We start from the raw sequence: 24,513 nt of genomic DNA on the forward strand, positions 1-24,513 counted from the left end.
TAAAGCGAAAAATAAAAATAACTTCATGATTTATTTATATATTCTCGTTGAGAATCAGAAATCAAATTCTGGCTCTCGATGAGAATCTGAGCGTGTTTTTATTTCTCAGTGAGATTTCTCAATTGAAACCTGTTACAGTTTTGCTTTTGATAACGGTAACAGGTGTTTGCGATGACATGTTTTGCACTGATCGATGGCAATTCGTTTTATGCGTCCTGCGAGACGGTGTTCCAGCCGCATCTGGCCAAAATCCCCGTGGTGGTGCTCTCCAACAATGACGGGTGCATTGTCGCCGCCAACCCCGTGGCCAAAGCCCTGCAAAAGGAACTGGCCGAGACCGCCCAACGCGTCAACCGATTCAACCCCGGTGCCCCATGCCGGAAAAAAACTTGCTTAACCGGGTTTTAAGCGCACGAGAGAACTGAGTCAGCTCTCCTTCCCGGTCAGGGTGATTGACCCGGAAAATACTGTGTTTGTCCGAGTACAGGGCCACTGGACGACCGTGCTCAGCCAAATATGCCTGCAACGTTTCCATGTAGACTCGAGTGGTCTCGGTTGGGGCAAAACGCAAGGCCATGAGTTTGGACGTCGCATCGTCGATAAAGACAATCAGTGTGCAGCGTGGACCGCGCCCTTCAAACCAATCGTGGGGCGAACCATCAATCTGCACCAGATCCCCCATGCAGGGGCGACGAGCCCGGCGCTGATGAATCCGCGCCTGCTTGCGCCCTTTGGACTGCCACAGTCCTTCGGCGATCATCCACTGGCGTAACGTCTCTGGCGACAGAGCATGACCATGATGTTCGACTAACTTCTCGCAGGCCAGGGTAGGGCCGAAATCATGGTAGTGTTCGCGAACCAATGCCATGACGGCTTCGCGAATCGTCTGCTTGATCGCATTGTTGGCAGGCCTGCCACGATGACGTGAAATCAGCCCGACTGCTCCGTCGGTACGGTAGCGGCGAACCAGACGTTTTATCTGGCGCACACTCAATTCCAGGCGGCGGGCTGCTTCTTTTTGAGTCAGGTGCTTGCGCGTGACCGCTTGAATGGTTTCAAGACGGTCTATCTCCTTGTGGCTCATCGTAATGTGATCCTTCGTCATGCGGCCCCCGGAAAGCAAAAGGGGACATTTTAGAATTGGACAAAGGGGACATTACAGCTTTGGGCTAACACATGTATATACAAATGTTGACATTCGGTGTGGTGATTAATTATGATACATTTGTATCTACAAAATCAACGGAGGCTGGTATGCAAAATGAGATCAAACGCTGGGGTAACAGTGCTGCTGTGCGTCTTCCCAGTAAGATTCTGGCTCAGGCCAGACTTGATGTGTCCAGTCCGATAAGCATTAATGTAAAGGCCGGAAAAATTGTCATCGAAGCTGTTCAGAAGTCTCCACGTAAAGTGAACCTGCCTTTTTCTGAAGCGGATTTACTGGAAGGACTTGATTCTTATGGTGCTCATGCTGATGAGATTGCTCAACCTTCTGTCATTGAGATGGGGGATTGATGGCTCAGTATGTCCCTGAACGAAATGACATTATCTGGCTTGATTTTGAACCCACCAAAGGCAAGGAAATAGGCAAGTACCGACCGGCACTGGTGCTGTCATCAAAGCAGTATAACAAGCAGACCGGTCTCCTGATTTGCTGTCCTGTCAGTACAAGCATCCGTGGCAACGCCACCGAGGTTGATGTGTTAAAGTTGGATCAGCCTTCTGTGGTGGCTTCGAGCCTTATTCAAACATTGTCATGGAAAGACCGGAAGGCCAAATTTATCACCAGTGCAGAAGATGGGGTGATGGATCAGGTTCTGGTTCGTATTCTCCCTATGATCGGGGCGGATCGCGTGATTGAAAAATTCATTGGATGAATGGGGGATGGAAATTGACCTTAAAAAAATGCAGAAATCGCATTTAGCCCAAATTTTTCATAAACCCAATTTTAGCGCATTGCGCGGCGCATGATTTTCTTGGTTGTGAGGACAAAACATCAACAGCAAAGAAAAATGACCGCGTTTGCCTCAATCTGACTGATTTGGATGGGTGTCATCACGGGCATTTTCTGCTTTGAATCGGCTATTTCCAGATTCAGCGTACCCCCCGACCTCAGGTCATTGCCTGATTTTTATGGTTTGAATGAGTAGTGCGCTGGTCGGTGATCCGTCAGGCTGTGTTGGGCGGCCTGGCAAGGTACAACAGTTCCGAGACCCGGTGCAACAGTCCTTTGACCGGACAACTGGTCGGCAGATGCAACTTGATCCTGTCCTTGTATTGCACGACTTTCACCGCCAGCTTGAACAGCTTTAAAATCAGCGTCATCGGTTGCGCCTTGCCCAGTGGCGTGTGACACAACGTCTGTTCACGCAAGCTGTGAATCAGGCTGTAGGCCGCGCAGGCATAAAACAGACGCAGGTGATTGGCAATAAAGCCGTGACAGGATGTGCGGTCACTGGCCAAATCGTTTTTTACCGCCTTGATGTAATTCTCATCCTGACCTCGAGCGCATTATAATATCGATGTCGCTAGAGCGATCGATGTTCACAGAAATACGATTTCCTTACTTTACAAAGAAGAAGCAAAGCGAATCGAGTTAGACACTATGAATAAGCTATGCGAGCTTTTTGAATGTACGCCAGGTGACCTGTTTGAGTATAAAGATGATTGTTTTCAGTCATTTGCTCAAATCGCTAGGTAGAAGGAGTTTGTCTGGCACACAGTTGGCACATATTTGTCACAGCCAAAACTGAAGCTTGTTATCAGAAAAGTATTTGACAGGCTCTAAGCCCCTCTCTATAATACGCGCATTCACATTTTGGCCTGATAGCTCAGTTGGTAGAGCAAGGGATTGAAAATCCCTGTGTCCGTGGTTCGATTCCGCGTCAGGCCACCATTTTCTATATCAGAAGCGCCTCGCTTCAACCTCCTGTCTTGCGGAAGTGGTGGAATTGGTAGACACGCCAGATTTAGGTTCTGGTGCCTTACGGTGTGAGAGTTCAAGTCTCTCCTTCCGCACCAATTGTTTTTTCTCTCTATTTTCATTCTGATTTTCCCGTTTTTGACTCGTGTATTTTTGTGCGCAAGCGCGTTATACTGATTTTTATTTATCAGAATGACCGTTTGAGTGCTCATGGACGAAAGCGTAACGCGCGGGTTGATTGACCTCAAAAACGGCCTGAATCTGTCAGTCGTGTTGGTGGATGGCCAGAAACTCGCCGAACTGATGATCGAACCCAACCTGGGCGTCAACACCAAAGCTATGAAATCAGCGAAGCTAAACCTACCAAGTCAAAACCCTCAATTCCGATTACTTTGACGGGTTTTCAGTCTAAAAATCACCAGGCCTGGTGGTTTTTGGGTCTGTGTTCGGCTTGTCTGTCATTTTTAAACAGTGCTTTTATAAAGAAATGATGTCTATACGCTACAGCGTATATATTGATTATTATACGGTAAGGCGTATAATGGTGATTTAATACGGTATGGCGTATAAAGGGATTGCTGATGAGAGTGAATTCGCCGACGGAGTTGGCCGTCTATTTTCAGGATCGACGTGGATTGAGCGGTATGTCGCAGGAAAAGGCGGCGGATTTGGCCAGTGTCCGTCAGGCGACGGTGTCCGCTTTTGAATCCAGGCCCGAATCGGCCAAGTTGGAGACACTGTTTAAGTTGTTGTCTGCCTTGGATCTGGAGCTGGAAGTGCGCCCCAAAGGCGAGGCAGATGGGTCTGCTGAGTTGGATTGGTGATTGAGCTGTGAAGTCCAAGCGCATGAATGAGCTATTTGTTTCAATGAACGGCTTGCGGGTTGGCACCTTGTCAAAGTTGCAAAGTGGCGCTTTGCGTTTTGTCTATGCCGAGGAATGGTTGCGTTCTCGATCTGCCCGGTCATTATCGCTTTCGCTGCCGTTGACGCATCGCCCTTATGAAGGGGATGTGGTTTATAACTTTCTGGATAACCTGCTTCCGGACAATGAAGCCATCCGTGCCAAAATGCAGGCACGTTTTCATACCTCTACGACCCAGCCGTTTGATCTTTTGGCGGCTGTGGGCCGGGACTGTGTCGGGGCCATTCAACTGTCGTCCGAGTTTGAGCCGGGTCTGTCTGAACTTAAAGCAAAGCCTTTAAATGAAGGGCAAGTCGCGGAATTGTTAAAAGGCTATGCCAGCAGTCCTTTGGGAATGCAAGAGGCGGAAGAGGATTTTCGAATTTCCATTGCCGGGGCGCAGGAAAAAACGGCGCTGCTAAACATGGACGGCAACTGGTATTTGCCGCAAGGTTCAACGCCTACCACGCACATTCTGAAATTGCCGATTGGGGTGCTGGCCCATCACAATTTGGATTTGTCACAAAGCTGTGAAAATGAATGGTTGTGTATGCACATCGCCGAGGCATTTGGACTGCCTGTGGCGAAAACGGAAGTGCTGACGTTTGAAGATCAAAAGGTGTTGTCGGTCGAGCGTTTTGATCGAAAGTGGCTGGATGGTCAGCGCTGCGTTCGCCTGCCTCAAGAAGATATGTGTCAGGCTTTAGGGGTTGCCCCTGCGTTGAAATATGAAAGTGATGGTGGCCCAGGGATTAAATCGATCATGCAGGTCTTGAGGGGCTCGAAAAATGCACAAGCCGACCGGGCAACCTTCTTTAAAGCGCAAATTCTGTTTTGGTTGTTGGCCGCACCCGACGGGCATGGCAAGAATTTCAGCCTGTTTATTGAACCCAATAACGGCTATCGCTTAGCGCCTTTGTATGACATTATTTCGGCTTACCCATTAATGGGGGGAACGGGGCTGCAAAAACAGAAAGTGAAAATGGCGATGTGGTTGCACGGTCAGAATCGCCACTTTAAATGGGATGAGATGATGCCGAGACATTTTATCTCCACGGCCAAAGCGGCAGGTTATTCCGAAACATTGGCTTTTGCCCATTTGGAAGAAATGTTGGGCAAAGCATATGAGGTGGTCGAATCCGTTCAACGGACGTTGCCGAAACGTTTTCCGGCAGACATTTCGCAGCCGATTTTTGACGGCTTAATCAATAAAACGGAAGCGGGTTTACGATACCTCGAATCCGCTTCAGGGAAATAAGAATCATTATGTCGAATGTCACCGCTTCGGACACGAAATACTTGGCGACAAGCCAAGAAACGAAGAACTTGGCGACCAGCCAAGAAATCGTCAGTAAGGTTTGGAACTACGCGCACGTGTTGCGAGACGACGGCGTTCTTACCGCTATGAGGAACTGATTGCGCGCGACAAAACCAATCTGGACATCTTCTGGTTGCGCGATCAGACATTGACGGATTCGGAAAACCTGCCACCGCCGGACGTGTTATCGGCCGAAATCGTCGAGCAGCTGGAAGCGGCACTGAAAGAATTCCGACAGGTGGAAGCGGCGTTATAAAATGCACAGCTGATTCAGGCAGCCATCTCGACCGGAGGGTTCTTTGTTTGCGGGCTTGGTCTCTGGGTGGTGTTTGAAAGGTCCTTCGGCTTCGATCAGGACGACCTTGTGGTGGCAGTGGGGGAGATCCTGAAACTGACCAGGCCTGGTTAAAAAGGCAGGGACACGGCCTGTGCGTCAGCACTGGCCGATGTCTTCGTTCCAGATTTCTGGGGATTGCTGGATGAATTGTTGCATCAGGGCTTTGCAACGGTCGTTGTCGAGCACCACCACTTTGACGCCCGCATCGCGCAGCCAGTCCAGATGCCCTTCAAAGGTGTCATTCTCGCCCACGACCAGGGTGCCGATATGGAATTGGCGGATCAGGCCGGAGCAATACCAGCAGGGCGCCAGCGTGGTGACCAGAATCTTGTCGCGGTAGCAGCGTTGGCGTCCGGCTTTGCGAAAGGCATCGGTCTCGCCATGCACGCTGGGATCGTCGTCCTGCACCCGTCGATTGCGCCCGCGACCCAGTACCGAGCCGTTGGCGTCAAACAGGGCCGCACCCACCGGCACCCCACCTTCGGCCAGGCCGATTTCGGCTTCTTCCAGTGCCGGTTGCAGCAGAGCCAGATAATCCATTACTTGTGACACGGATCAGTCCCGGCCCAGCATGCGGTTCAGGGTGTTGTCCTTGTAAACGAAGTGGCGTTTCAGCGCTCCGGCGATGTGCAGAATGATTAGAGCCGGGAACAGGATTTTGCCGACAAACGCATGCACGGCTTTGGCGACGTCGCCGATGGCCTCGCTTTCCGGTGCCAGAGCGGGCAGGGTAAACAGTTCGAAAAAGGTGACCTCATGGCCGCCGGCGCTGGACATGACCCAACCGGCAATGGGCATGGCCAGCAGTGACAGATACAGGAGCCCGCGCACACTGTGCGCCAGAATCTCTTCCCAGCGTTTGCCCGGCAGGATCGGAGGGTTGGGGGAGATTTTCAGCCAGATCAGTCGCAGAATGACCAGAGCCAGAATCCCGATGCCCACGCTTTTGTGGACGTCATAGAGGGCGAACTTGTCGGGAGAGTCGGGCAGGCCTGCCATGTAAATGCCCAATGCAATCATGCCAATGACCAATATGGCGGTCAGCCAATGGTTGGCGCGGGTAACCAGTCCGAATTTGCTGTCGGTGTTGTAAAGAGCCATCTCTGCATCCTCTTGTTTGTCTTTTCCACATTGTAGCGAAACCGTTCTTGAAAATGCATGAAAAATGCGTAAAAACTGTGTAACAATCCTGCAAGTTGTGTTGGAATGCTTGGCGAGGGCTTTGCCCATTAAATCTGTTATGGCAGGCCATAAGGGTTTTGATCTCGTTTGCACCGAGAAAATGCTGTGATGGAGACTGAGAGTCGATAAAATACCGCCATGATTTTTAACCTGCAACCTCGCGTGTTCATTCGTTTTCTGATTGCCAGTTACCTGCTGATTATGTTGTTGGTGGCCGGGGCGTTCGGCCTGTTTTTCTATTTTGAGAAAAAAATCCAGACCGCCTTTGATGCCTACATTGTCAGCACCACCAACCAGAACCACATTGAAGACCTGATTTCCGGGGCCACAAAGCGCAGTGTTCTGATGACAAAAATGGTGCATGCGAAGGACGTTTTCCGGGTGGACCAGCTGCACATGCGCATGCTGGAACAGGAACAGCGCATTATTCAGAGTCTGATGGCGATGCGCGGAGACACGCTCAGTCCGTCCGCCACCCAAAAGCTGGATGCCATTGCCGAGGTCATGACCCGTACCCGTTACATTCAGGAGTCGGTGTATCATCAGTTGATGGACGACCAGCCCATTCGGGCATTTGATACGCTGGTGGAAGACGCTTTGCCCTCGCAGGATAAAGTGTTTGCGCAGCTGGATGGGCTTAAGACGGTGTTTGAAAACGAGGCCGAGCAGGCACAGGACGATTTTTCCGACGAGGTGGCGGCGTTTCGTCAGATGTCGGTGATGACGGCTTTGCCCGCTCTGGCGGTGTTGGTGCTGGTGGGCGGTTTGAGTGTGCTGCGTATCCGCCACTATGCCCGGACGCGCGAGGAGTTGCTGGCCACGCTGGAACAACGGGTGCAGACTCGAACCCACGAGCTGATGCTGGACCGCAATCTGATGCAGAATCTGAACGAGGCCATCGGCATTTTTGACGCAGAAGGGCGGTTGCAGATCAGCAACAAACCTTTGACCCAGATTCGCCAATCCCTGCCTCTGGAAGACCCGGATTCGGTCTGGGAAATGTTGCAGCAGGGGTTTGCCGAGCTGGAGCCGGATGAGGTGCGCCAGACACTTCAGCGTCATCACAAATGGCGGGGCGAGGCGGCATTGGTCACCGGCGCCCGGGGCTATTACATGATCGACATGGCGCGGCTGAATGACCCGAGCCTGCCGCAGGAATATTATTCTCTGATTCTGACCGAAATCACCGAACTCAAACAGATTCAGAATCAACTGACGCTCACGGCCAAGTACGATGCCATCACCCAGTTGCCCAATCGCCATCACTTCAATCACCAGATCGAACACCGTATTCACGAGCAACCGGATGTGCCGTTCCATCTGTTTTATCTGGATCTGAACGATTTCAAATGGGTCAATGACCATTTGGGTCATGCGGCCGGGGACGCGTTTTTGCAAGCGGTGGGTCAGGCGTTTAAACAGCATTTGTCGGGCGAGGCCTTTATTGCGCGCATTGGCGGAGACGAGTTTGCGGTGATTGTGCCGGGCTCGCTCAATCGTGAGGCTTTGTACCGTCTGGCCGGACGGTTTCTGGAGACCATGACCGCCATCAACCAGAAACAGAACACCGGCCACGACGTCGGTTGCAGCATTGGGGTCAGCCATTACCCGGAACACGGGCAGACGGCCGAGGCCTTGCTGACCAAAGCCGATTATGCCATGTATCACGCCAAATCGTCCGATGACACCGGATATTGCGCCGTGTTTGACGAAGAGATGCAAGCGACCTTGCAGCGCCAGAGCGAGCTGGAGGTCAATTTGCATCAGGCGGTGAAGGATCAGGCGTTTGCCGTGCATTATCAGGCCCAGTTTCATTTGCACGATTTGTCTCTGTCGGGCGCAGAGGCGCTGATCCGCTGGTCCACGGACGAGGGCATGATTTCGCCTGCCGAGTTCATTCCCATGGCCGAAAAATTCGGTCTGATTGACCGCATTGGTCAGTTTGTGCTGGAAACCGCCTCGGCTCAGCTCCAGGCCTGGCAAAAAACCGCCTGCGTTTTGCCCAAAGTGGCGATCAATGCTTCCTGCTCCCAGTTGCTGTCGTCCAACTTTTATGCGCAGGTGACGGCCGTTCTGGACAACCATGCCTTGCGGCCATCGCAACTGGACATCGAAGTGACCGAGTCGGTGATGATGCGCAACATCGAACACCACAGCTTTGATGAAGAAGCCACCAGTCTGCAGCTTCTGCAAGGCGCCGGGGTGGAAATTTCGATTGACGATTTTGGCACCGGCTATTCTTCGCTGGCCTACATCAAGCATCTGAACATCGACCGGATCAAGATTGACAAACGCTTTGTGGAGGACATCGATCAGAACCCGGAGTCGCGCTCCATTGTCGCCGCGATTATTACCATGGGGCACAGTCTGGGCCTGCGGGTGCTGGCCGAGGGCATTGAAACCCAGACCCAGCTGGATTGGCTGCGTGATCTGGGCTGCGACGAAGGTCAGGGCTTTTTCCTGAGTCGCCCGGTGGCAGCGGAAACCTTTGCCCAACAACATCTGACTGTTTAAACTCTCTTTGTTAATGTTTAAGGATCGCATGCATTATGTCTGACAAGGCGTTTCATCGATTATTATTGGTCGACGACCACCCTCAGGCCCTGAAACTGCTCAGCCGCCTGGCTGAGAAACTGGGCTACCCCTATGAAACCGCCACCGACGGGCGCGAAGCCTTGCAGAAAGTCTCGGATCAGTCGCCGGGGCATTTCAGTGTGGTGGTCACCGACCGAATGATGCCGAAGATGGATGGCATGGCGCTGCTCAAGGCGGTGCATCAGCTGCCGGGGCGCGAGCACTTGCCCGTGGTGTTGCAGACGGCGCTGAGCGCCGAAGAATCGGTGCGGGAAGGCATCGAAGCCGGGGCCTTTTATTACCTGAGCAAACCGCTGAACCTGAAAGTGGTGGAACAGGTCATTGCGGCCGCGGTGGCCGATTTCAAGACCCATCAGGCCCTGATCGAACGGCTTGCCCGGCTGGAAGACACCCTGTCGCTGCTCAGCGAAGCCCGCTTTCAGTATCGCACCCTGGAAGAAGCCGGTCAGTTGGCCGCCGTGATCTCGCGCTTTACCCGTCAACCCAAATCCAGTGTGATCGCCCTGTACGAACTGATGGTCAATGCGGTCGAACACGGCAATCTGGGCATCCGTTATCAGGAAAAAACCGACCTGATTCGGGCCGGCGCTTTGACAGACGAAATTCGCAAACGGCTGACGGACCCGGTTTATGCACAACGTTGTGTCACGGTGGTGGTGACGCGCGAGGCCACCAAGGTCAAGGTCGAAATCACCGACATGGGCGAAGGGTTTGATTATGAACCGTTTATGAGCTTTCAGCCCGAGCGGATGATGGACACGCACGGACGCGGCATTATGATGGCCAATGCACTGGGCGGCACCGAACTGGCTTACAATCAGGGCGGACGCAGGGTGACCTGTTGTTTTGAGCAAAGCGAAGAAGCGCGGTTGGCCGATGATTCGTAAGCTGTACCAGAAAGGCTGGCACGAATGGCTGTTGGCCATCGGGTTTGCGCTGATTCTGGGGTCGGTGTTTGCGTTGTACCAGGTGCACCGCGAATACGCGGATCAGGAGAGTCAGCGAATCAATACGTTTGCGATTGAGCAGGGCAAGCTGGAAATCGTCTCGCAGATGTACGGGTTGCGCAATCAGCTCAAGGTCCAGCTTGAAGGGCTGGTGCAGCAAAAGGCCAGGGACAGACGCCGGGCATTGCAACAGCAACTGAACATCACCCGCAAGGCCATTGTGGAAAAAGGCCAGCAACTGCGGGCGCTGGAAGACGATCCGGAGCGTACGGCCATATTGCAGAATCAGTTGCAGCTTCTGAATGCCGGTCTGGACGAACAGCTGTATTTTCAGTCGCTGGTGAATGACTTTGGCGAGATTGACGCGGCCAAAAATGTGCTCTATACCCGCATTCTGCCGATTCAGAATCAGGCCGACATGCTGTTGACCGATTACAACGATCAGGTGTTGGCGACGTTCAACCGGATCAAAAGCAATTTGATCGGTTATCAGCAGACCAAAAACCGTGACATGACCCAGTGGATCTTCTGGGTGGTGGTCTGGGTGTTGACCGTCAGCGGGCTGGTGTTCTGGCTGGTGGTTCAGGCCCGATGTCGCGAGCGGCGCCATGCCGAAGAACTGGAATCGCAAGTGGCCGCACGCACCCGGGAGCTGGAGTCGGCCCGCCATGAGTTGCAACGGGCGCTGGCCGAACAGGAGGCGATTTTTCATTCTGCGCCGGACGCGATCATCAAAACCGACCGGTCTGCCAGGATCGTCGGGGCCAATCCGGCGGTGCAGACGCTGTTCGGTTACGCGCCCGATGAACTGATTGGGCAGAATGTGAAGGTTTTGATGCCTGATGAGGCGCGCCATCTGCACGACGAGCGGGTGCGTCAGTTTGATTCGGCGCGTTTGCAGCACAGCAATATGATGGGCCGGGACGGCCGTGTCGAAGGGCGACACAAAAGCGGCCGGGTGTTTCCAGTGGAAGCGGCCATTGGTGAAATCAAGCAGTGTGATCAGCAGGGCTTTACCGTTCTGATTCGAGACGTCAGCCGTACGGTCGAAATCGAACGCACATTGGTCCGTCAGAAAGACATTCTGGAAGCCTTGTGGCAGGCGACCAACGAGTTCATGGTTACCCGCAACATCAAAAAAGTGGCCGATTTTTTATTGGCAAAAGCCATTGATGTGACCCAGAGCGAATACGGGTTCATCGGCGAAGTGCGTCATGACCGCGAAGGCGCGCCTTACCTGAAAACATTGGCGTTGACCAACATCGCCTGGAACGATGAAACCCGCGAACTGTACGAACGTCACGAGGCCGAAGACCAGGCGCTGGAATTCAGCAATCTGGACACCTTGTTCGGCGAGGTGTTGACGCACGAATACGTGGTCATCAGCAATGACCCCGAAAACGATCCCCGCGCCAGAGGCTTGCCGGAAGGGCATCCACCCCTGACCGCGTTTCTGGGGATTCCGGTCTTTTACGCCAACCAGCTTGTGGGTATGATCGGTCTGGCTAATCGGCCCGAGGGCTATGACGACTCGCTGGTGGAACTGCTGCAGCCATTCAATCAGAATTACGGGGCCCTGATTTATGTGCGCCGGATGCTGACCATTCAGGAGGAGATGCATCAGGAAATCGTGCGCGAACGCAATCAGGCCGAAAAAGCCAGTCGCGCCAAATCCGAATTTCTATCCAGCATGAGCCATGAGCTGCGCACCCCGCTCAACTCCATTCTAGGGTATGCTCAGTTGCTCGACATGGACACCCTGAGCGATGACCAGCAGGAAAACGTGCAGGAGATCGTGCAGGCCGGGGAACATCTGCTGGAGCTGATCAATGTGGTGTTGGACCTGTCCAAAATCGAGGCCGGAAAGGTGCAGCTCAAGCGCGAACCCGTGGCTCTGACCGGGGTCGTGGATGACTGCCTGTCGCTGGTTCGATCGCTGGCCAACTCGGCCGAGGTGACGCTGGAAATGACCGGGATGCAAGACATGACTCTGATGGCCGATCGGGTGCGCCTCAAACAGGCGTTGCTGAACCTGCTGTCCAACGCGATCAAGTACAATCATCCCGGTGGACGGGTCAGCCTGACTCTGGACACGGAAGCCCCCGATTCGGCCACTTCCGGTTCTGTCACTTTATGGGTCACCGACACCGGCGAGGGCATCGACCCCGACAAAGTGCCCGAATTGTTCGAACCCTTTAACCGTCTGGGGCGCGACAGCGGGGTCATTGAAGGCACAGGTGTCGGCCTGGCCATTTCCAAGGAACTGATCACCCTGCAGGGCGGTGATTTGATTTATCGTCCCAATTCCCCTCAGGGAAGCTGTTTCGGCATTCGCCTGCCCCTGGACGAATAACATCCGCCGCCTGTCGGTGTCAGTCTGACGGATGGGTTCCAAAATATCGCAGCCGTGCGCACTTTTGGTGCCATGCGTGCCTTTCTTTTTACCAGGCCTGGTAAACTTTGCCTTTAACCTTTTGTTTTTCTATTCGTTTTCGGATTGGGAACGGCCTTCGCAAGGGACGGGTGTTCTGTCTGAAAGTTCCGGCTCCTTCCCGGTTTGTTCCAGGGGGCTGCTCAGGTTCTGGACATGGTTTTGAACCCGATAAAAAAAATCAATGCCGGATTTTTAGCGGGCGTGTTTTTTTTGCGCACGATCTGTGCAAAGATGAAGAAAGGCTCCCAACGGAGGGCGTATGACGCTGGACTGGCAAACGCACCTGAACGATACGCGGGCAACGCGGCACTGGTTGCATCAGCATCCGGAATTGACCTGGCAGGAAGCCGGAACCGCTCGGTTTGTGCGGGCACAGCTGGATGCGTTGGGCATTGCCTGGCGGCCCTGCGCCGAGCATGGCTGCGTGGCCACGCTTGCGCCCCATGCGGCAGGACGGCATATCGCCTTGCGTTCGGACATGGATGCCCTGCCCATTGTGGAAGCGACGGGGTTGGATTTCGCCTCGAAACAAGCGGGGGTGATGCACGCCTGTGGCCACGATGGGCACATGGCGGCCTTGCTGGGCGCGGCCAAGTGGCTCAAAGCGCATGAATCCGCCTTGCCGGGGCCGGTGTCATTGCTGTTTCAACCCGCCGAAGAAGGCGGACACGGTGCCAGAGCCATGATCGAAGACGGCGCGTTGGAAGGCATCGATGAAATTTATGGCTGGCACAACTGGCCGGCCCTGCCACTCGGCACGGCCGTCTGTCCCACTGGGGCGGTGATGTCGGGCAACGGCACCTTTCACATTACCCTCAAAGGCCATGGCGGCCATGCTTCGCAGCCCGAGTCCACCTCGGACGCGTTGCTGGCGGCCAGCGCCCTGATCCTGAATTTGCAGCAGATTGTCAGCCGCCGTTTGCCGCCGCAGGTGGCGGCGGTGGTCAGTGTCACCTCCATGGACGCGCGCAATGCCCTGACGGTGATCGGCGACAAGGTGCTGTTGGAAGGCAGCATCCGCTTTGCCGATCCGGCGTTTCAGCGCCCGATCAACGATGCGATTGACACCATCGCGCACGGCACCGCCCAAAGTTATGGCGTGACCGCCGAGGTGGAGATCCGTCCACGTTACAACCCCACACTCAACCATGCGCAACCGGCGGCGATTTATCGTGATGCCCTGCGCGCCGAATTGGGCGCGGATTCGGATCAGGTGGACCTGCGTTTGCCGCTGATGGCGTCCGAAGATTTCAGTTATTACCTCAATCAGATTCCGGGAGCGTTTGCCTTGGTGGGCATGGCGCAGACGAATGCCAAAAATGACCAGGCCTGGTACAGCGCGCCCTGTCACAGTCCGCAGTATCAGTTCAATGACCGGGTTCTGGATTCGGTGATGCGTGTTTTTTGTCGTTTGGCCGGGGTGCCGGTGGTGTGAGAATTTGTGTAAAAGGAGAGAACAATGGATTGGTTTGAACAGTATGAATCCGAAATCCGCGCCTACAGCCGCGCGTACCCTGCGGTGTTTGTCAAAGGTCAGAACGCCAAACAGTGGGACGAAACCGGAAAGGAATACATCGACTTTTACGCCGGGGCTGGGGTGCTGAATTTCGGCCACAACAACCCCAAGCTCAAAGCCGCGATGATGGACTACCTGGCCGAAGACGGTGTGCTGCACAGTCTGGACATGATGACCGCGGCCAAGCGGGATTTCATTCAGGGCTTTGTGGAAACCATTCTTCAGCCACGCAAAATGGATTACAAGTTGCAGTTTATGGGCCCGACCGGCACCAATGCGGTGGAAGCGGCGCTCAAACTGGCGCGCAAGGTGACGGGGCGTCAGAATGTGATTGCGTTTGCCCAGGGCTTTCATGGCATGACGTTGGGGGCGCTGGCCTGCACCGCCAATGGCTATTTTCGTCAGGCGGCCGGGGTGCCGCTGAACCACGTGTCGCACTGCCCGTTTGAAACCAATGTCGGCGGCGGACTGGCGATGCTGGACACCTTGCGCGCGCTTTATGACAACACTTCCGGCGGCGCGGAAAAACCGGCGGCGATTCTGGTCGAGCCGATTCAGGCCGAAGGCGGGGTCAATGTGGCTTCCGCTGAGTGGTTGCAGGGATTGGACAAACTGGCCAAGGATCTGGGAGCACTGCTGATTGTGGACGACATTCAGGCCGGTTGCGGGCGCACCGGGCAGTATTTCAGTTTTGACGAGGCGGGCATTGATCCGGACATTATCACTTTGGCCAAGGGCCTGGGTGGTCTGGGCACACCCATCGCCATGAACCTGGTCAAGCCTGAGCACGACCAGCACTGGCAGCCGGGTGAGCACACTGGCACTTTCCGCGGCCAGAACCTGTCGTTTGTGGCCGGGCGCGAGGCTTTGCGCTATTTTGAAGACGACCAGCTGATGAACGCGGTGCACGACAAGGGCGAAATCATGGTCGGGGCGCTGGAGCAGATGGCGCAAACCTACCCGGATGCGGGTTTCAGTGTGCGCGGCAAAGGCATGATGCAGGCGCTGGACGTGGGCGATGGCGCTCTGGCCAAAGCCGTGGCGCGTGAATGTTTTGAGCGGGGCATGTTGTTTGGCCCCTGTGGGGTCGGCGGTTCGGTGATCAAGCTGATTCCGCCTTTGACCATTCCCGAAGACGAACTGGTCGCGGGGTTGGAAATATTGTCTGAGGCCTTGGCCGCTTGCATGAAGGGGTAAGAAACGATGAGAAAGCGCGATGACATGACCTTTCCGTATGAGGAATACGAACGCCGCATTGACGGCCTGCGCCAGCGCATGGCCAAGCGATTGCTGGATGCGGTGATCATTTCCGACCCGGAAAACCTGATGTATCTGACCGATTATCAGACCACCGGCTATTCCTTTTTTCAGGCGCTGGTGGTGCCGCTCGAAGACGAGCCGTTTATGATCACGCGCAAACTGGAAGAGTCCAATGTGCACGCCCGAACCTGGGTGGAAATCACCCGCCCCTATCCGGACACGGGCGATGCGATTCAGATGCTGATTTCGTCCTTGCTGGAATTCAATTTGGTGGGCAAATCCATCGGTTACGAACGCAATTCCTACTTTTTTCCGGCGTATCACCAGGACACCTTTCATACCAGCTTTACCAAAAGCCGTTTGATGGATTGTTTCGGAATCGTGGAAGAAGGGCGTGTGTGTAAATCGGCCTGCGAACTGGAGGTGATGCAGAAAGCGGCGATTGCGACCAAAGCCGGGATGCAGGCAGGCATTGACGCCTGTCAGCCCGGGGTGACCGAAAACGAAATCGGTGCCGAAATCAGTCGCGCCATGTTTGCCGCGGGCGGCGAAATTCCGGCGGTGATGCCCTATGTCACCTCCGGACCGCGAACCATGATCGGGCACGCGTCCTGGGAAGGGCGCGAAGTTCAGCCCAACGAACACGTGTTTCTGGAAATCGCCGGGTCCTATCGGCGTTATCACACCGCGATGATGCGCACCGTGGTCTGTGGTGAGCTCACCGACAGCTTTTGCAAAGCCCAGGAAACCATGAAAACGGCGTTGGCCCATGCGCGCAAGGAATTGCGTCCGGGCATGACCGTGTCCGATGCCGACAACATGCTGCGCAACATCATTGCCGACAACGAACTGGGGGCCAAACTGATTACCCGTTCCGGCTATTCGATCGGGATTGCCTTTCCCCCCAGTTGGGATGAGGGCTACATTCTGAGTCTGTATCAGGGCCACAGTGCGGTGCTGGAACCGGGCATGACCTTTCACGTGATTCCCTGGATGTGGGGGGTGGACGGTGACAAGTCCTGCGGCATCAGTGACACTTTTTACATTACCGAAGACGGCTGCGGATCGTTTTTTGAAGACGTGCCACAGGATTTCAGCATCAAAACAAACAGCATGCTCGACCGCGAAAAGCTCAATCAACCGCGACCGGTTTTGCCGCCGACGGCGTTGAAGTTGGACGTAGAAGGGGTCAGTCAACCCGCAAAAAGCGCGAAAAAGAAGCACAAAAAAGGAAAATAAGGAGTCGTCTATGTTTGTCGCCACCAACCCCACGACCGGGCAGGCCATGGAAGGGTACCCAGCCATGAGTGGTTCTGAGATCGATGCCGCTGTGGAACTGAGTCAGCAGGCGTTCCAGGGCTGGCGCAAAACCGGTTTTGCCGAACGGGCCACATTGCTCCATCAGGTCGCCGATTTAATGAACGAAGACGAAGAGCGTCTGGCCCGCCTGATGACGGTGGAAATGGGCAAACCGATCAAAGAAGCCCGCGGCGAGGTGCAAAAAGCCATTTGGTGCGCACGCCATTACGCCGACCACGCCGAGGGCTATCTGGCACCGGTCACGCTGGCGTCCGATGCCAGTCACAGTTATGTGCAGCATCTGCCGCTTGGTCCGCTGTTGGGGATTCTGCCCTGGAACGCGCCTTTCTGGCTGGCCTTCCGTTTTGGCGCTCCGGCCCTGATGGCGGGCAATACCTGTCTGATGAAACACGATTCGCATGTACCTGCCTGCGCGGAAGCCATCGCCGAACTGTTTGAAAAGGTGGGGGCGCCAGAAGGCCTGTTTCAAAACATGCGGGTACACAACGAACAGGTAGCGCGCATCATTGAGCACCCGGCTGTGCAGGCGGTTTCTTTGACCGGGTCCAGTTCGGCCGGTTCGCAAGTGGCGTCACTGGCCGCCCGACACATCAAACCCGCGGTGCTGGAACTTGGCGGCTCCGACCCGAGTCTGGTGCTGGCCGACGCGGATGTCAACAAGGCCGCCGAGGTGCTGGCGCTGTCGCGCATCATCAATGCCGGTCAGTCCTGCATCGCAGCCAAGCGTTTGATTGTGGAAGCGCCGGTGTACGATCAATTTGTCGAACATTTGACCAACCAGCTGGCGGCATTGAAACTGGGCGATCCCTGTGAGGAAAGCACTCAGGTCGGCCCCATTGCGCGGGAAGATTTGCGCGAAGGGTTGCATCGTCAGGTGACCGAGACCGTCAATCAGGGCGCGCGCTGTCTGCTGGGCGGTGAAATGCCGCCCGGCCCCGGTTTTTTCTATCCGGTGACGGTGCTGGCGGATGTGACGCCGGGCATGCAGGCCTCCTGCGAAGAAACCTTTGGGCCGATTGCGGTGGTGATGAAAGCCGACAACGCCGAGCAGGCGCTGGCCATGGCCAATGACAGCGACTATGGGCTGGCGGCCTCCATCTGGACCGCCGATACCGCCAAAGCCGAAGCCATGAGCCGTGAGATCGAAGCGGGGCAGGTGGCCATCAACGGCATTGTCAAAACCGATCCGCGTCTGCCCAGTGGCGGGATCAAGCGTTCCGGGTACGGGCGCGAACTGGGGCCACATGGCATTCGCGAATTTGTGAATGTGCAACAGGTTTGGGTCGGACCGGCGCAGAGCTGAGGGCTGTATTTTTAACCAGGCCTGGTGGTTTTGTTGATGATTCATCCAAGTTAATGGTTGTGCTCGCTCTTTTTTACAGCGCAAGAGCAGATGTGTTCATTTTTTCTCGGCTTACCCCTGCGGGCGCCGAGTTCTTCGTTTGCTTGTGCAAAAAACGAACCAAAAAAGCACACCCAGCACACGCTTTCTGTGCATTCTAAGCCCTGCCACAGGGCCCTTGCGAACTCGCTTCGCTCGGACAGCGCAAGGGACATTTCCTGTGGCAAGACCAAGAAGCACAACGAAATCTTTGTGATGGGACCCTGACAACCCCAGCGGTTGATCACCGGTTTTTTCGGTTGTTATTGGGTTTTGGTATCGCGATCATAAATTTTGTCATCCCGACCTCAGCGGAGGGATCTTTGGAGTCCGGCTCCGTCTTTAAAGACCCTTCGGCTTCGCTCAGGGGGACAGTCTTTTTGACCAGGCCTGGTGGTTTTGGATGTGTTTTTGGCAGGAGATCGTTGGAATTTTTGCTTGACAAGGCAAGGCGGTTCACGGATAATTCGCGGCATCCAATTCAAGCGGATGTGGCGGAATTGGTAGACGCGCAGGGTTCAGGTCTCTGTGGGGTAAAACCCGTGGGAGTTCAAGTCTCCCCATCCGCACCAACAGCAAACCCCAGTGATGGATGTCACTGGGGTTTTTTACTTTCTGGCTTTCATGCTTCGGTGGAAACAGTCGCTCCAGCTTGGTTTGCGGCTTTGTTGACGCGCTCAACAAGCCGGTCTGTTGGTTTGTAGCTTGCGCGTTCAATTTTGCCTATATAGGCCTGGGACACACCCAAACGTTCTGCCAGTTGCACCTGAGTCAGATTGGCCTTGATTCGCGCGCTCTTGATGGGATTATCAATATAGTCGGCCACATCAAAGGCAATCAGTTCATCTTCAGGGGTGGCATCCTGCGTGACCAGTCGTTGGTATTCTTCCCACGGAATAACCGCATACTCAGGTTTTTTGCCTTCCGGGTCAAAAATGATTTGTGCATTCATTGGTAACTGTCCTTTCTGTGTCCCATTTTCTCAATCGCGATCACCCTCAGCTGATCTTCCGGTCAAATAAAATTCGATATTGCTCTACTCGCAACCTGTACTGTGCTGCCGGGTGATTCTTTAGCGGTTTGACGTCCAGCGCTTTATTGTTCGGGTTGTTCCCCAATTGCTGAATCGACTCTGCAATGCGCTCTCGCTGCCTGGCCTGCAATGCTTTCAGTGCCTTGGCCGCTTTGCGTCGGATCTTGATTTGGTACATAGGTTATATTGTAAAGGTTATAAAACCGTTCTGAAACGTTGTTTTCAGTTTTGTGTTTGAAAGAGCGTGTGCTTGGACTTTGAATCGGATGGGTTTTTATGTCTGCTCGTCGGGCTCAGACGGGCCGAAACTGATTTGGTCTCGGCCCTGGTCTTTGGCCTGGTAGAGGGCGAGGTCGGCGCGTTTTAGGACGTTGTTGAGGGATTCTTCCGGTTGACGTTCGATGCAACCGATGCTGGTGGTGATTTGGATGTTCTGATCGGAAATGCGCTTGTGACGCAAGGTCTCGAGTAAACGTTCTGCCAGGATGGCGGCCTGGTCGCGAGGGGTGTTGGGCAGAAACATAATGAATTCTTCGCCGCCCATGCGCCCGGCCAGATCGGATTTGCGTGCGTGTTCGGTCAGGTGGTGGCCGAACTCCGCGATCACTTTGTCGCCATAACTGTGACCATAGGTGTCGTTGACCTGTTTGAAGCGATCCAGATCCAGTGACAGCACGCTGACGGGTTGTTGCTCACGATCCGCCAGGTCAAACAGCCATTCGGCTTTCTGTTCCACCCCGCGCCGGTTCAGAATGTGGGTCAGTTCATCGTGGATGGCAATGCGATTGATTTTCAGGAAGATTTCAAACAGCCAGATCAACAGCATCAATACCAGAATCAGGGAGGTGAAAAAGAGTCCCTGAAGCTGCATGGTTTGCAGAACGGTTTTGACGTGCCCGTTCGGATAGAGGTAATGCACCAGATACATTTGGTCATCGATCACCGGCATCACGATTTTGTCGGGGTTGAATCCATGGTCGTGCTGTCTGGCCAGCTCATGTAACGGTTTTTTCAGCGCGATTTTGTCGCCTGGGGTGAAATCGTAGGGCGCAGAAACGATCTGACGTTCATTATTGACCAGTAGCGTGGCACCATCCAACCGGTTTTCCAGTGTTCTTCGGATGGAGGTGAGCGTGTGATCCAGCGAGACCACGCCGTAGAAGACATCGTTCACATACACCGGCAGCGAAAGCGAAATCATATAGCCCTTGCCCGCCGCATCAAGATAAATGGGCGAAATGCGGAACTGGCGCTGTGGGTTGTTCTGGGGCGTGGCAATGGTCCAGAAAGGCTTTTCGTACAGGGATTCGGAAAACTGGAACGCTTTGGGATCAATGGCCGGTGCGTAGAGTATGAAGTGGTTTTTGGAGGTGTAATAGGACCAGGCAAATTCAATGTGGTTGATGGGATCGGTGTCCAGATCGATGTCCAGAGCCAGTGCCGCATCAATCTCTTGCCAGATTTCGGGTGTGAGCGCATCGAAATGGCCTGATCCGGAGATGTTGGCTTCCAGGCAGTGATCCAGATCGGTCAGGTCATAGGGCGACAAACCCCAGGTCTGGTTGTATTGCACAAACCGGTCTGAGCAGTAGGTTTGCAAATACCCTTTTTGGGCCAGTTCGATGTTTTTCTGCATCTGCTCGGTCATGCTGTAAGCCAGCATGTAACTCAAGCCGATTTGACGTTGGGCAGAGGCACTTTTTTCACTGAGTTCGGCACGAATTTGCTGGTAGGCGTCGTGCTTGGCCGCGTTAAACAACCAGAACATGCCCATGACCCAGCAGAGGATCAACGCCCATTGCATGTAGGGTTTGATTTTGGGGAAATTACGGGAAAAGGTACAGTTTCGGTTGAAAAAGCGATGTAGAGTCATAGTTGGCCTGTGTAACGGGCGCTTATGGGCAACCCATGATGTCACTTTACTGATTTGTTGGCGGCTTTAGAAATAAAAGTTTCTAATCCCAAGCGCGAATTTTGCTTGGGGTGCTCAGCGCCGCAGCAAATCGGCAAAGGCCTCGGCCGACAGAGGCCGGGCGAAATAATAACCCTGATAAAAGTCGGCGCCGTGTTCGGCCAGGAAATCTCTCTGCTCCAGGGTTTCAACCCCTTCGGCCAACACTTTCATGTCCAACGAATGGCCCATGGCGATGATGGCATCAATGATCTGTTCGGTTTGCAGGTTTTGGCCAATGCCATCAATAAAGGTTTTGTCGATTTTCAGAATGTCCAATGGCAAGTTACGCAAGTAGGCCAACGAGCTGTAACCGGTGCCGAAATCGTCCATGGCGATGGAAATGCCCATGGCCTGAAGTTGCGCCAGACGTCTGGAAGCGCGTTCCTGCGAGCGCATGAGCGAGCTTTCGGTGATTTCAATTTCGAGCACGTGAGGCGGCAACAAGGTTTGCGCCAGAGTGACTTCAATGGTTTTGACCACATTGGCATCCTGAAACTGACGGCTGGAGAGGTTGATGGCCAGACGTCCAATGTCCAGGCCCTGGTCCAGCCATTGCCGTCCTTGCCGGCAAACGTTTTTCAAAACCCAGTCGCCGATGTCAATGATCAGGCCGGTTTCTTCCGCCAGACCAATAAACTGGTCGGGGGCGATGGTGCCACGTTCCGGGTCCTGCCATCGAAGCAGGGCTTCGGCACCGATGATTTTGCCCGTGTCGAGCGCAATCTGTGGTTGGTACATCATTTCCAGTTCGTCGTTTTTCAGCGCCTGCTTCAGGCGGGTTTCCAGCCCGATCCGATGCTGCGCCAGGTCGGTCAGTTCGCGGGTGTAATAGGTGTAGCGTTCATTGTGTTGGTCGCCCTTGATTTTGTGCATGGCCGCATCGGCATTCTGAAGCAGTGCCTGCGCCGTCTTTCCGTGAAACGGGTAAAGACTGATGCCAATGCTGGCGCTGGTGGTGATTTCGGTGTGGTCGGCGAGCTGGAAGCTTTCCGAGATGCTCTGGATTAACGCTTCGGCCAGACGGGCGGCGTCTTCCTGGTGTTTGAGGTCCGGCATGACCACAACGAATTCGTCGGCACCAAACCGTGCCAGCAACTGTTCTTTGTGCAACTCACGTTTCAAGCGCTTGGTCACGGTTTGCAGCAGTTCGTCGCCAATGTCGTGGCCGAAGCTTTCGTTGACGTACTTGAAGCGGTCCAGATCCAGCAGCAAAACGGCCAGGTGTTTGTGTTCGGTCTTGTGCCGGGCCAGCAAGCCGTCAAGTTGATCGGTCAATAACGTTCGGTTGGCCAGACCGGTCAGGGCATCGTGGTGCGACAGATAATCCAACGCGGCTTCGGAATTCTTCATGCTAGAAATGTCGCTGAACACCCCAACGTAATAGCGCACGTCATCCTGTTTGTTGCGAACCTGGGTGATGCCCAGAAGTTCGGGATAACGTTCGCCGTTCTTGCGTCGATCCCAGATTTCCCCTTGCCAGTAACCTTTGGTGGTAAGTTGATGCCACAACCGGTCATAAAAAGCCTTGGCGTGTTCACCCGATTTCAAAAAGGCCGGGGTCTGGCCTTTGATTTCTTCAAGGGTATAGCCGGTAATGCGTTCAAACGCCGCGTTCACATTAATGATGCGCTGTTTGTCATCGGTGATGACAATGCCTTCCTGAGTGGCATCGTAAACAATCTGAGCCTGTTCCAATCGGTTTTTTTGTTCCACCTCAAGGGTCATGTCCTGAAGACTGCCGACGATTTCGATTTGTCCATTGGGCAGATGGAAAACCCGAAATTGATCTCGAATGTTCATATAGGAATGATCAGGGTGCCAGAAACGGTATTCCTGAACATGGTCCTTGTGGTCGTCCGTGCGGGTAAGTACGTCCAGAAAGCATTGCGTTACTTCTATGCGGTCTTCCGGGTGCAGGCGGTTTTTCCACCATTCGATCAGGTTGTCCGGGTCCGGGGCTTCGCCCAGCAGGCTTTCCGCATTGGGGCTGATGTATTCGGCCTGCAGATTGTCCGGCGCGCCGGTAAACACATAGAGCACAGTGGGACTGATGCTCAAAAAGTGGTTGAGGCGGTTGCTGGATACCGCCAGTTGCAATTGGTAGACCCGTTCCTGCTGGCGCCACAACAGCCAGATGGCATAACCCAGCGCACTCATAATAATCAGGCTGATCAGAGCCACCCAAATTACAATCTCGTACAGTTTCTGCACCAGAAATTCGCGTTTCACCCCGGCGACCAGAATCCAGTCGGCGCTGTCAAACGGTTGCAGTGCAACAAGACCTCTTTCGCCGTCGCAGAAAGAGGGTTGCAAGGTGGTTGCTGACATGGCTTGCAGAGCTGGCTGCAGTGCCTTTACCAGGCAGGGATGGTGCAAAAAGTTGCGGGCGTCGTTGCGCTCAGGGAACAGGGGCGAATAGTCTTTGTCATCGGAACGGTGCATCAATGCCAACTGCATTGGGTGTGGGCGGTGCTCTTTTTGTGCGAACAATGGGTAAATGAATTGTTTGGGTCCGGCGTGAATCAGAATAAAGCCCTGATTGTGGGATGCGCCATTGGCCAGGGATTGAATCGGGATGACCCAGTCAAGATGGGTGTGGTTCGTTTTGGGTTCAAAATAAAATGGGGTGGTCTGTATCTGGCCGGAAGCGGCCGCTTTGTTCAGAACCCGTTTGAGTTCCGGCAGATCGTCGATGCTTGACTGGTTTGTGCGACCGAATGCCATCTGTGTCTGAAAATTCCGGTCGAGTAGTACCACCCCTTCGTAGTGGTAAAAACGGTACAAATCCTGCAAGCGCTGGCGAATCAGAGCGCTTGACTGTTCGGAGGGGTTGGTTTGAGAGAGGAAGCGATTCAGGTGAGCGTCAAACCGTTTGTCATTCTGAAGTACCTGGGCATCGGCCTGGCGTTCCTGATACCAGCGGTTGAGCTGGTGAGCCTTGTTTTGCACCAATATCTGCAAATGGTCATGCGCCTTGTTCTCCAATACCGGAGTTTGCATAAACACAATCAACCCGGCGATCAGCGGAATAAACCCGACAATGCCCGCCAGTGTTAGAATCAGGCCCCGGTTCAGAGGCTTGTGATCCTGTTTGATCGGTTGAGTGGGTGGCAGCCAGTAGGTCAGCAGGAGAAAAAGCAGGCCAGCTGTGACCAGCACAAACGCCAGGCCCTTCACGGTCTGGCTCCATTCGCCGAAAGCGGTGTCAAGGATTTGGTTTGACACCAGCCGGTCCGACACCAGAATCCAGATGCTGGCGATCAGCGCATAAATGCCAGCGAGTCTCAGGGCTTTCCATTTGTGCGGTTTTTCAGCTGCAGCAGAGGCGTGGTTGGGTCGTTTCATTCAGTGAACTCGGTAACCTTTTATATCTTTCTCGTCCCTGACTCGGCAAAGGAGTCATATCCATTT

20 protein-coding genes, 3 tRNA genes and 2 pseudogenes are annotated in these 24,513 nt (G+C 54.2%); 18 read left to right on the forward strand and 7 right to left on the reverse strand.

The genetic code is table 11. The features are described from left to right. Positions 1-171 precede the first annotated feature (171 nt). Entirely contained in the window at positions 172-408 is a 237-nt protein-coding gene (locus A377_RS13390) for a Y-family DNA polymerase (RefSeq protein WP_019895344.1), read from the forward strand. Here the strand turns inward: A377_RS13390 and A377_RS12060 are convergent. After that, a pseudogene (locus A377_RS12060) lies at positions 401-1,105 on the reverse strand (ISNCY family transposase); the annotation flags it as partial. The gene A377_RS13390 and the pseudogene A377_RS12060 sit on opposite strands and share 8 nt — an antisense overlap. A 149-nt stretch (positions 1,106-1,254) precedes the next feature. Between A377_RS12060 and A377_RS0106120 the strand changes: the two are divergent. Both A377_RS0106120 and A377_RS0106125 read left to right on the forward strand, forming a co-directional pair. Then, a complete protein-coding gene (locus tag A377_RS0106120) occupies positions 1,255-1,515 on the forward strand; it encodes an AbrB/MazE/SpoVT family DNA-binding domain-containing protein (protein ID WP_157760776.1) in 261 nt (86 codons plus the stop codon). Then, positions 1,515-1,877 carry a type II toxin-antitoxin system PemK/MazF family toxin gene (locus tag A377_RS0106125; protein WP_019895348.1) on the forward strand — a complete coding sequence of 121 codons (363 nt, stop codon included), beginning with the start codon at positions 1,515-1,517 and terminating at the stop codon, positions 1,875-1,877. The genes A377_RS0106120 and A377_RS0106125 overlap by 1 nt, the downstream gene beginning before the upstream one ends. 292 nt (positions 1,878-2,169) lie before the next feature. Here A377_RS0106125 and A377_RS0106130 read toward each other — a convergent pair. Then, positions 2,170-2,511 (reverse strand): annotated as a pseudogene (locus A377_RS0106130) (transposase); the annotation flags it as partial. 7 nt (positions 2,512-2,518) lie between these two features. On the opposite strand from A377_RS0106130, the gene A377_RS12980 reads away from it, so the two are divergent. The 7 genes from A377_RS12980 (at position 2,519) to A377_RS0106160 (ending at position 5,399) form a co-directional block, all read left to right on the forward strand. After that, positions 2,519-2,701: a helix-turn-helix domain-containing protein gene (locus tag A377_RS12980; RefSeq protein ID WP_083919116.1), complete on the forward strand. Its 183-nt coding sequence runs from the start codon at positions 2,519-2,521 to the stop codon at positions 2,699-2,701. A 119-nt stretch (positions 2,702-2,820) separates the two neighbouring features. Next, positions 2,821-2,896: transfer RNA gene (locus A377_RS0106135), tRNA-Phe, on the forward strand. A 40-nt stretch (positions 2,897-2,936) separates the two neighbouring features. Then, positions 2,937-3,021: transfer RNA gene (locus A377_RS0106140), tRNA-Leu, on the forward strand. A gap of 112 nt (positions 3,022-3,133) precedes the next feature. Next, positions 3,134-3,319 carry a hypothetical protein gene (locus A377_RS0106145; RefSeq protein WP_019895350.1) on the forward strand — a complete coding sequence of 62 codons (186 nt, stop codon included), beginning with the start codon at positions 3,134-3,136 and terminating at the stop codon, positions 3,317-3,319. Between the two features lie 185 nt (positions 3,320-3,504). Next, positions 3,505-3,747, forward strand: a complete 243-nt coding sequence (locus A377_RS0106150) for a helix-turn-helix domain-containing protein (protein WP_019895351.1) — start codon at positions 3,505-3,507, stop codon at positions 3,745-3,747. Positions 3,748-3,769: 22 nt separating this feature from the next. Continuing rightward, entirely contained in the window at positions 3,770-5,083 is a 1,314-nt protein-coding gene (locus tag A377_RS0106155; RefSeq protein ID WP_028485317.1) for a type II toxin-antitoxin system HipA family toxin, read from the forward strand. Between the two features lie 100 nt (positions 5,084-5,183). Next, a complete protein-coding gene (locus A377_RS0106160; protein WP_019895353.1) occupies positions 5,184-5,399 on the forward strand; it encodes a hypothetical protein in 216 nt (71 codons plus the stop codon). A gap of 177 nt (positions 5,400-5,576) precedes the next feature. Here A377_RS0106160 and A377_RS0106165 read toward each other — a convergent pair whose 3' ends face one another. Together A377_RS0106165 and A377_RS0106170 are read right to left on the reverse strand one after the other, a co-directional pair. Further along, entirely contained in the window at positions 5,577-6,032 is a 456-nt protein-coding gene (locus A377_RS0106165) for a nucleoside deaminase (protein WP_245546790.1), read from the reverse strand. 3 nt (positions 6,033-6,035) lie between these two features. Next, positions 6,036-6,581, reverse strand: a complete 546-nt coding sequence (locus A377_RS0106170; protein WP_019895355.1) for a cytochrome b — start codon at positions 6,579-6,581, stop codon at positions 6,036-6,038. A 243-nt stretch (positions 6,582-6,824) separates the two neighbouring features. Here A377_RS0106170 and A377_RS0106175 point away from each other — a divergent pair, with 243 nt between their 5' ends. The 8 genes from A377_RS0106175 to A377_RS0106210 all read left to right on the forward strand — a co-directional run bounded on the left by A377_RS0106175 (position 6,825) and on the right by A377_RS0106210 (position 18,687). Further along, positions 6,825-9,176 carry a putative bifunctional diguanylate cyclase/phosphodiesterase gene (locus A377_RS0106175; protein WP_245546792.1) on the forward strand — a complete coding sequence of 784 codons (2,352 nt, stop codon included), beginning with the start codon at positions 6,825-6,827 and terminating at the stop codon, positions 9,174-9,176. A 35-nt stretch (positions 9,177-9,211) separates the two neighbouring features. Next, complete coding sequence (locus tag A377_RS12065; RefSeq protein ID WP_019895357.1) at positions 9,212-10,144, forward strand: ATP-binding response regulator; 933 nt, start codon at positions 9,212-9,214, stop codon at positions 10,142-10,144. Next, positions 10,134-12,557 carry an ATP-binding protein gene (locus A377_RS12070; protein WP_019895359.1) on the forward strand — a complete coding sequence of 808 codons (2,424 nt, stop codon included), beginning with the start codon at positions 10,134-10,136 and terminating at the stop codon, positions 12,555-12,557. The genes A377_RS12065 and A377_RS12070 overlap by 11 nt, the downstream gene beginning before the upstream one ends. A 340-nt stretch (positions 12,558-12,897) precedes the next feature. After that, positions 12,898-14,073 carry a N(2)-acetyl-L-2,4-diaminobutanoate deacetylase DoeB2 gene (gene doeB2 / locus A377_RS0106190; protein WP_019895360.1) on the forward strand — a complete coding sequence of 392 codons (1,176 nt, stop codon included), beginning with the start codon at positions 12,898-12,900 and terminating at the stop codon, positions 14,071-14,073. 24 nt (positions 14,074-14,097) lie between these two features. Beyond that, positions 14,098-15,351 carry a diaminobutyrate--2-oxoglutarate transaminase gene (gene ectB, locus A377_RS0106195; RefSeq protein WP_019895362.1) on the forward strand — a complete coding sequence of 418 codons (1,254 nt, stop codon included), beginning with the start codon at positions 14,098-14,100 and terminating at the stop codon, positions 15,349-15,351. Positions 15,352-15,357: 6 nt separating this feature from the next. Further along, complete coding sequence (gene doeA / locus A377_RS0106200) at positions 15,358-16,653, forward strand: ectoine hydrolase (protein WP_028485318.1); 1,296 nt, start codon at positions 15,358-15,360, stop codon at positions 16,651-16,653. A gap of 10 nt (positions 16,654-16,663) precedes the next feature. Beyond that, a complete protein-coding gene (locus tag A377_RS0106205) occupies positions 16,664-18,037 on the forward strand; it encodes an NAD-dependent succinate-semialdehyde dehydrogenase (protein ID WP_019895364.1) in 1,374 nt (457 codons plus the stop codon). Positions 18,038-18,600: 563 nt separating this feature from the next. Continuing rightward, positions 18,601-18,687 (forward strand) — tRNA-Leu (locus A377_RS0106210). Positions 18,688-18,737: 50 nt separating this feature from the next. Here the strand turns inward: A377_RS0106210 and A377_RS0106215 are convergent. From A377_RS0106215 to A377_RS12730, 3 genes are all read right to left on the reverse strand, one after another. Continuing rightward, a complete protein-coding gene (locus tag A377_RS0106215; RefSeq protein WP_019895365.1) occupies positions 18,738-19,067 on the reverse strand; it encodes a helix-turn-helix transcriptional regulator in 330 nt (109 codons plus the stop codon). 355 nt (positions 19,068-19,422) lie between these two features. Next, entirely contained in the window at positions 19,423-21,021 is a 1,599-nt protein-coding gene (locus tag A377_RS0106225; protein WP_083919117.1) for a sensor domain-containing diguanylate cyclase, read from the reverse strand. A gap of 114 nt (positions 21,022-21,135) precedes the next feature. Then, positions 21,136-24,447, reverse strand: a complete 3,312-nt coding sequence (locus A377_RS12730) for a putative bifunctional diguanylate cyclase/phosphodiesterase (RefSeq protein WP_019895368.1) — start codon at positions 24,445-24,447, stop codon at positions 21,136-21,138. Positions 24,448-24,513: the final 66 nt, after the last annotated feature.

Source organism: Hydrogenovibrio halophilus DSM 15072, from assembly GCF_000384235.1.
Taxonomy (GTDB): Bacteria; Pseudomonadota; Gammaproteobacteria; order Thiomicrospirales; family Thiomicrospiraceae; genus Hydrogenovibrio; species Hydrogenovibrio halophilus.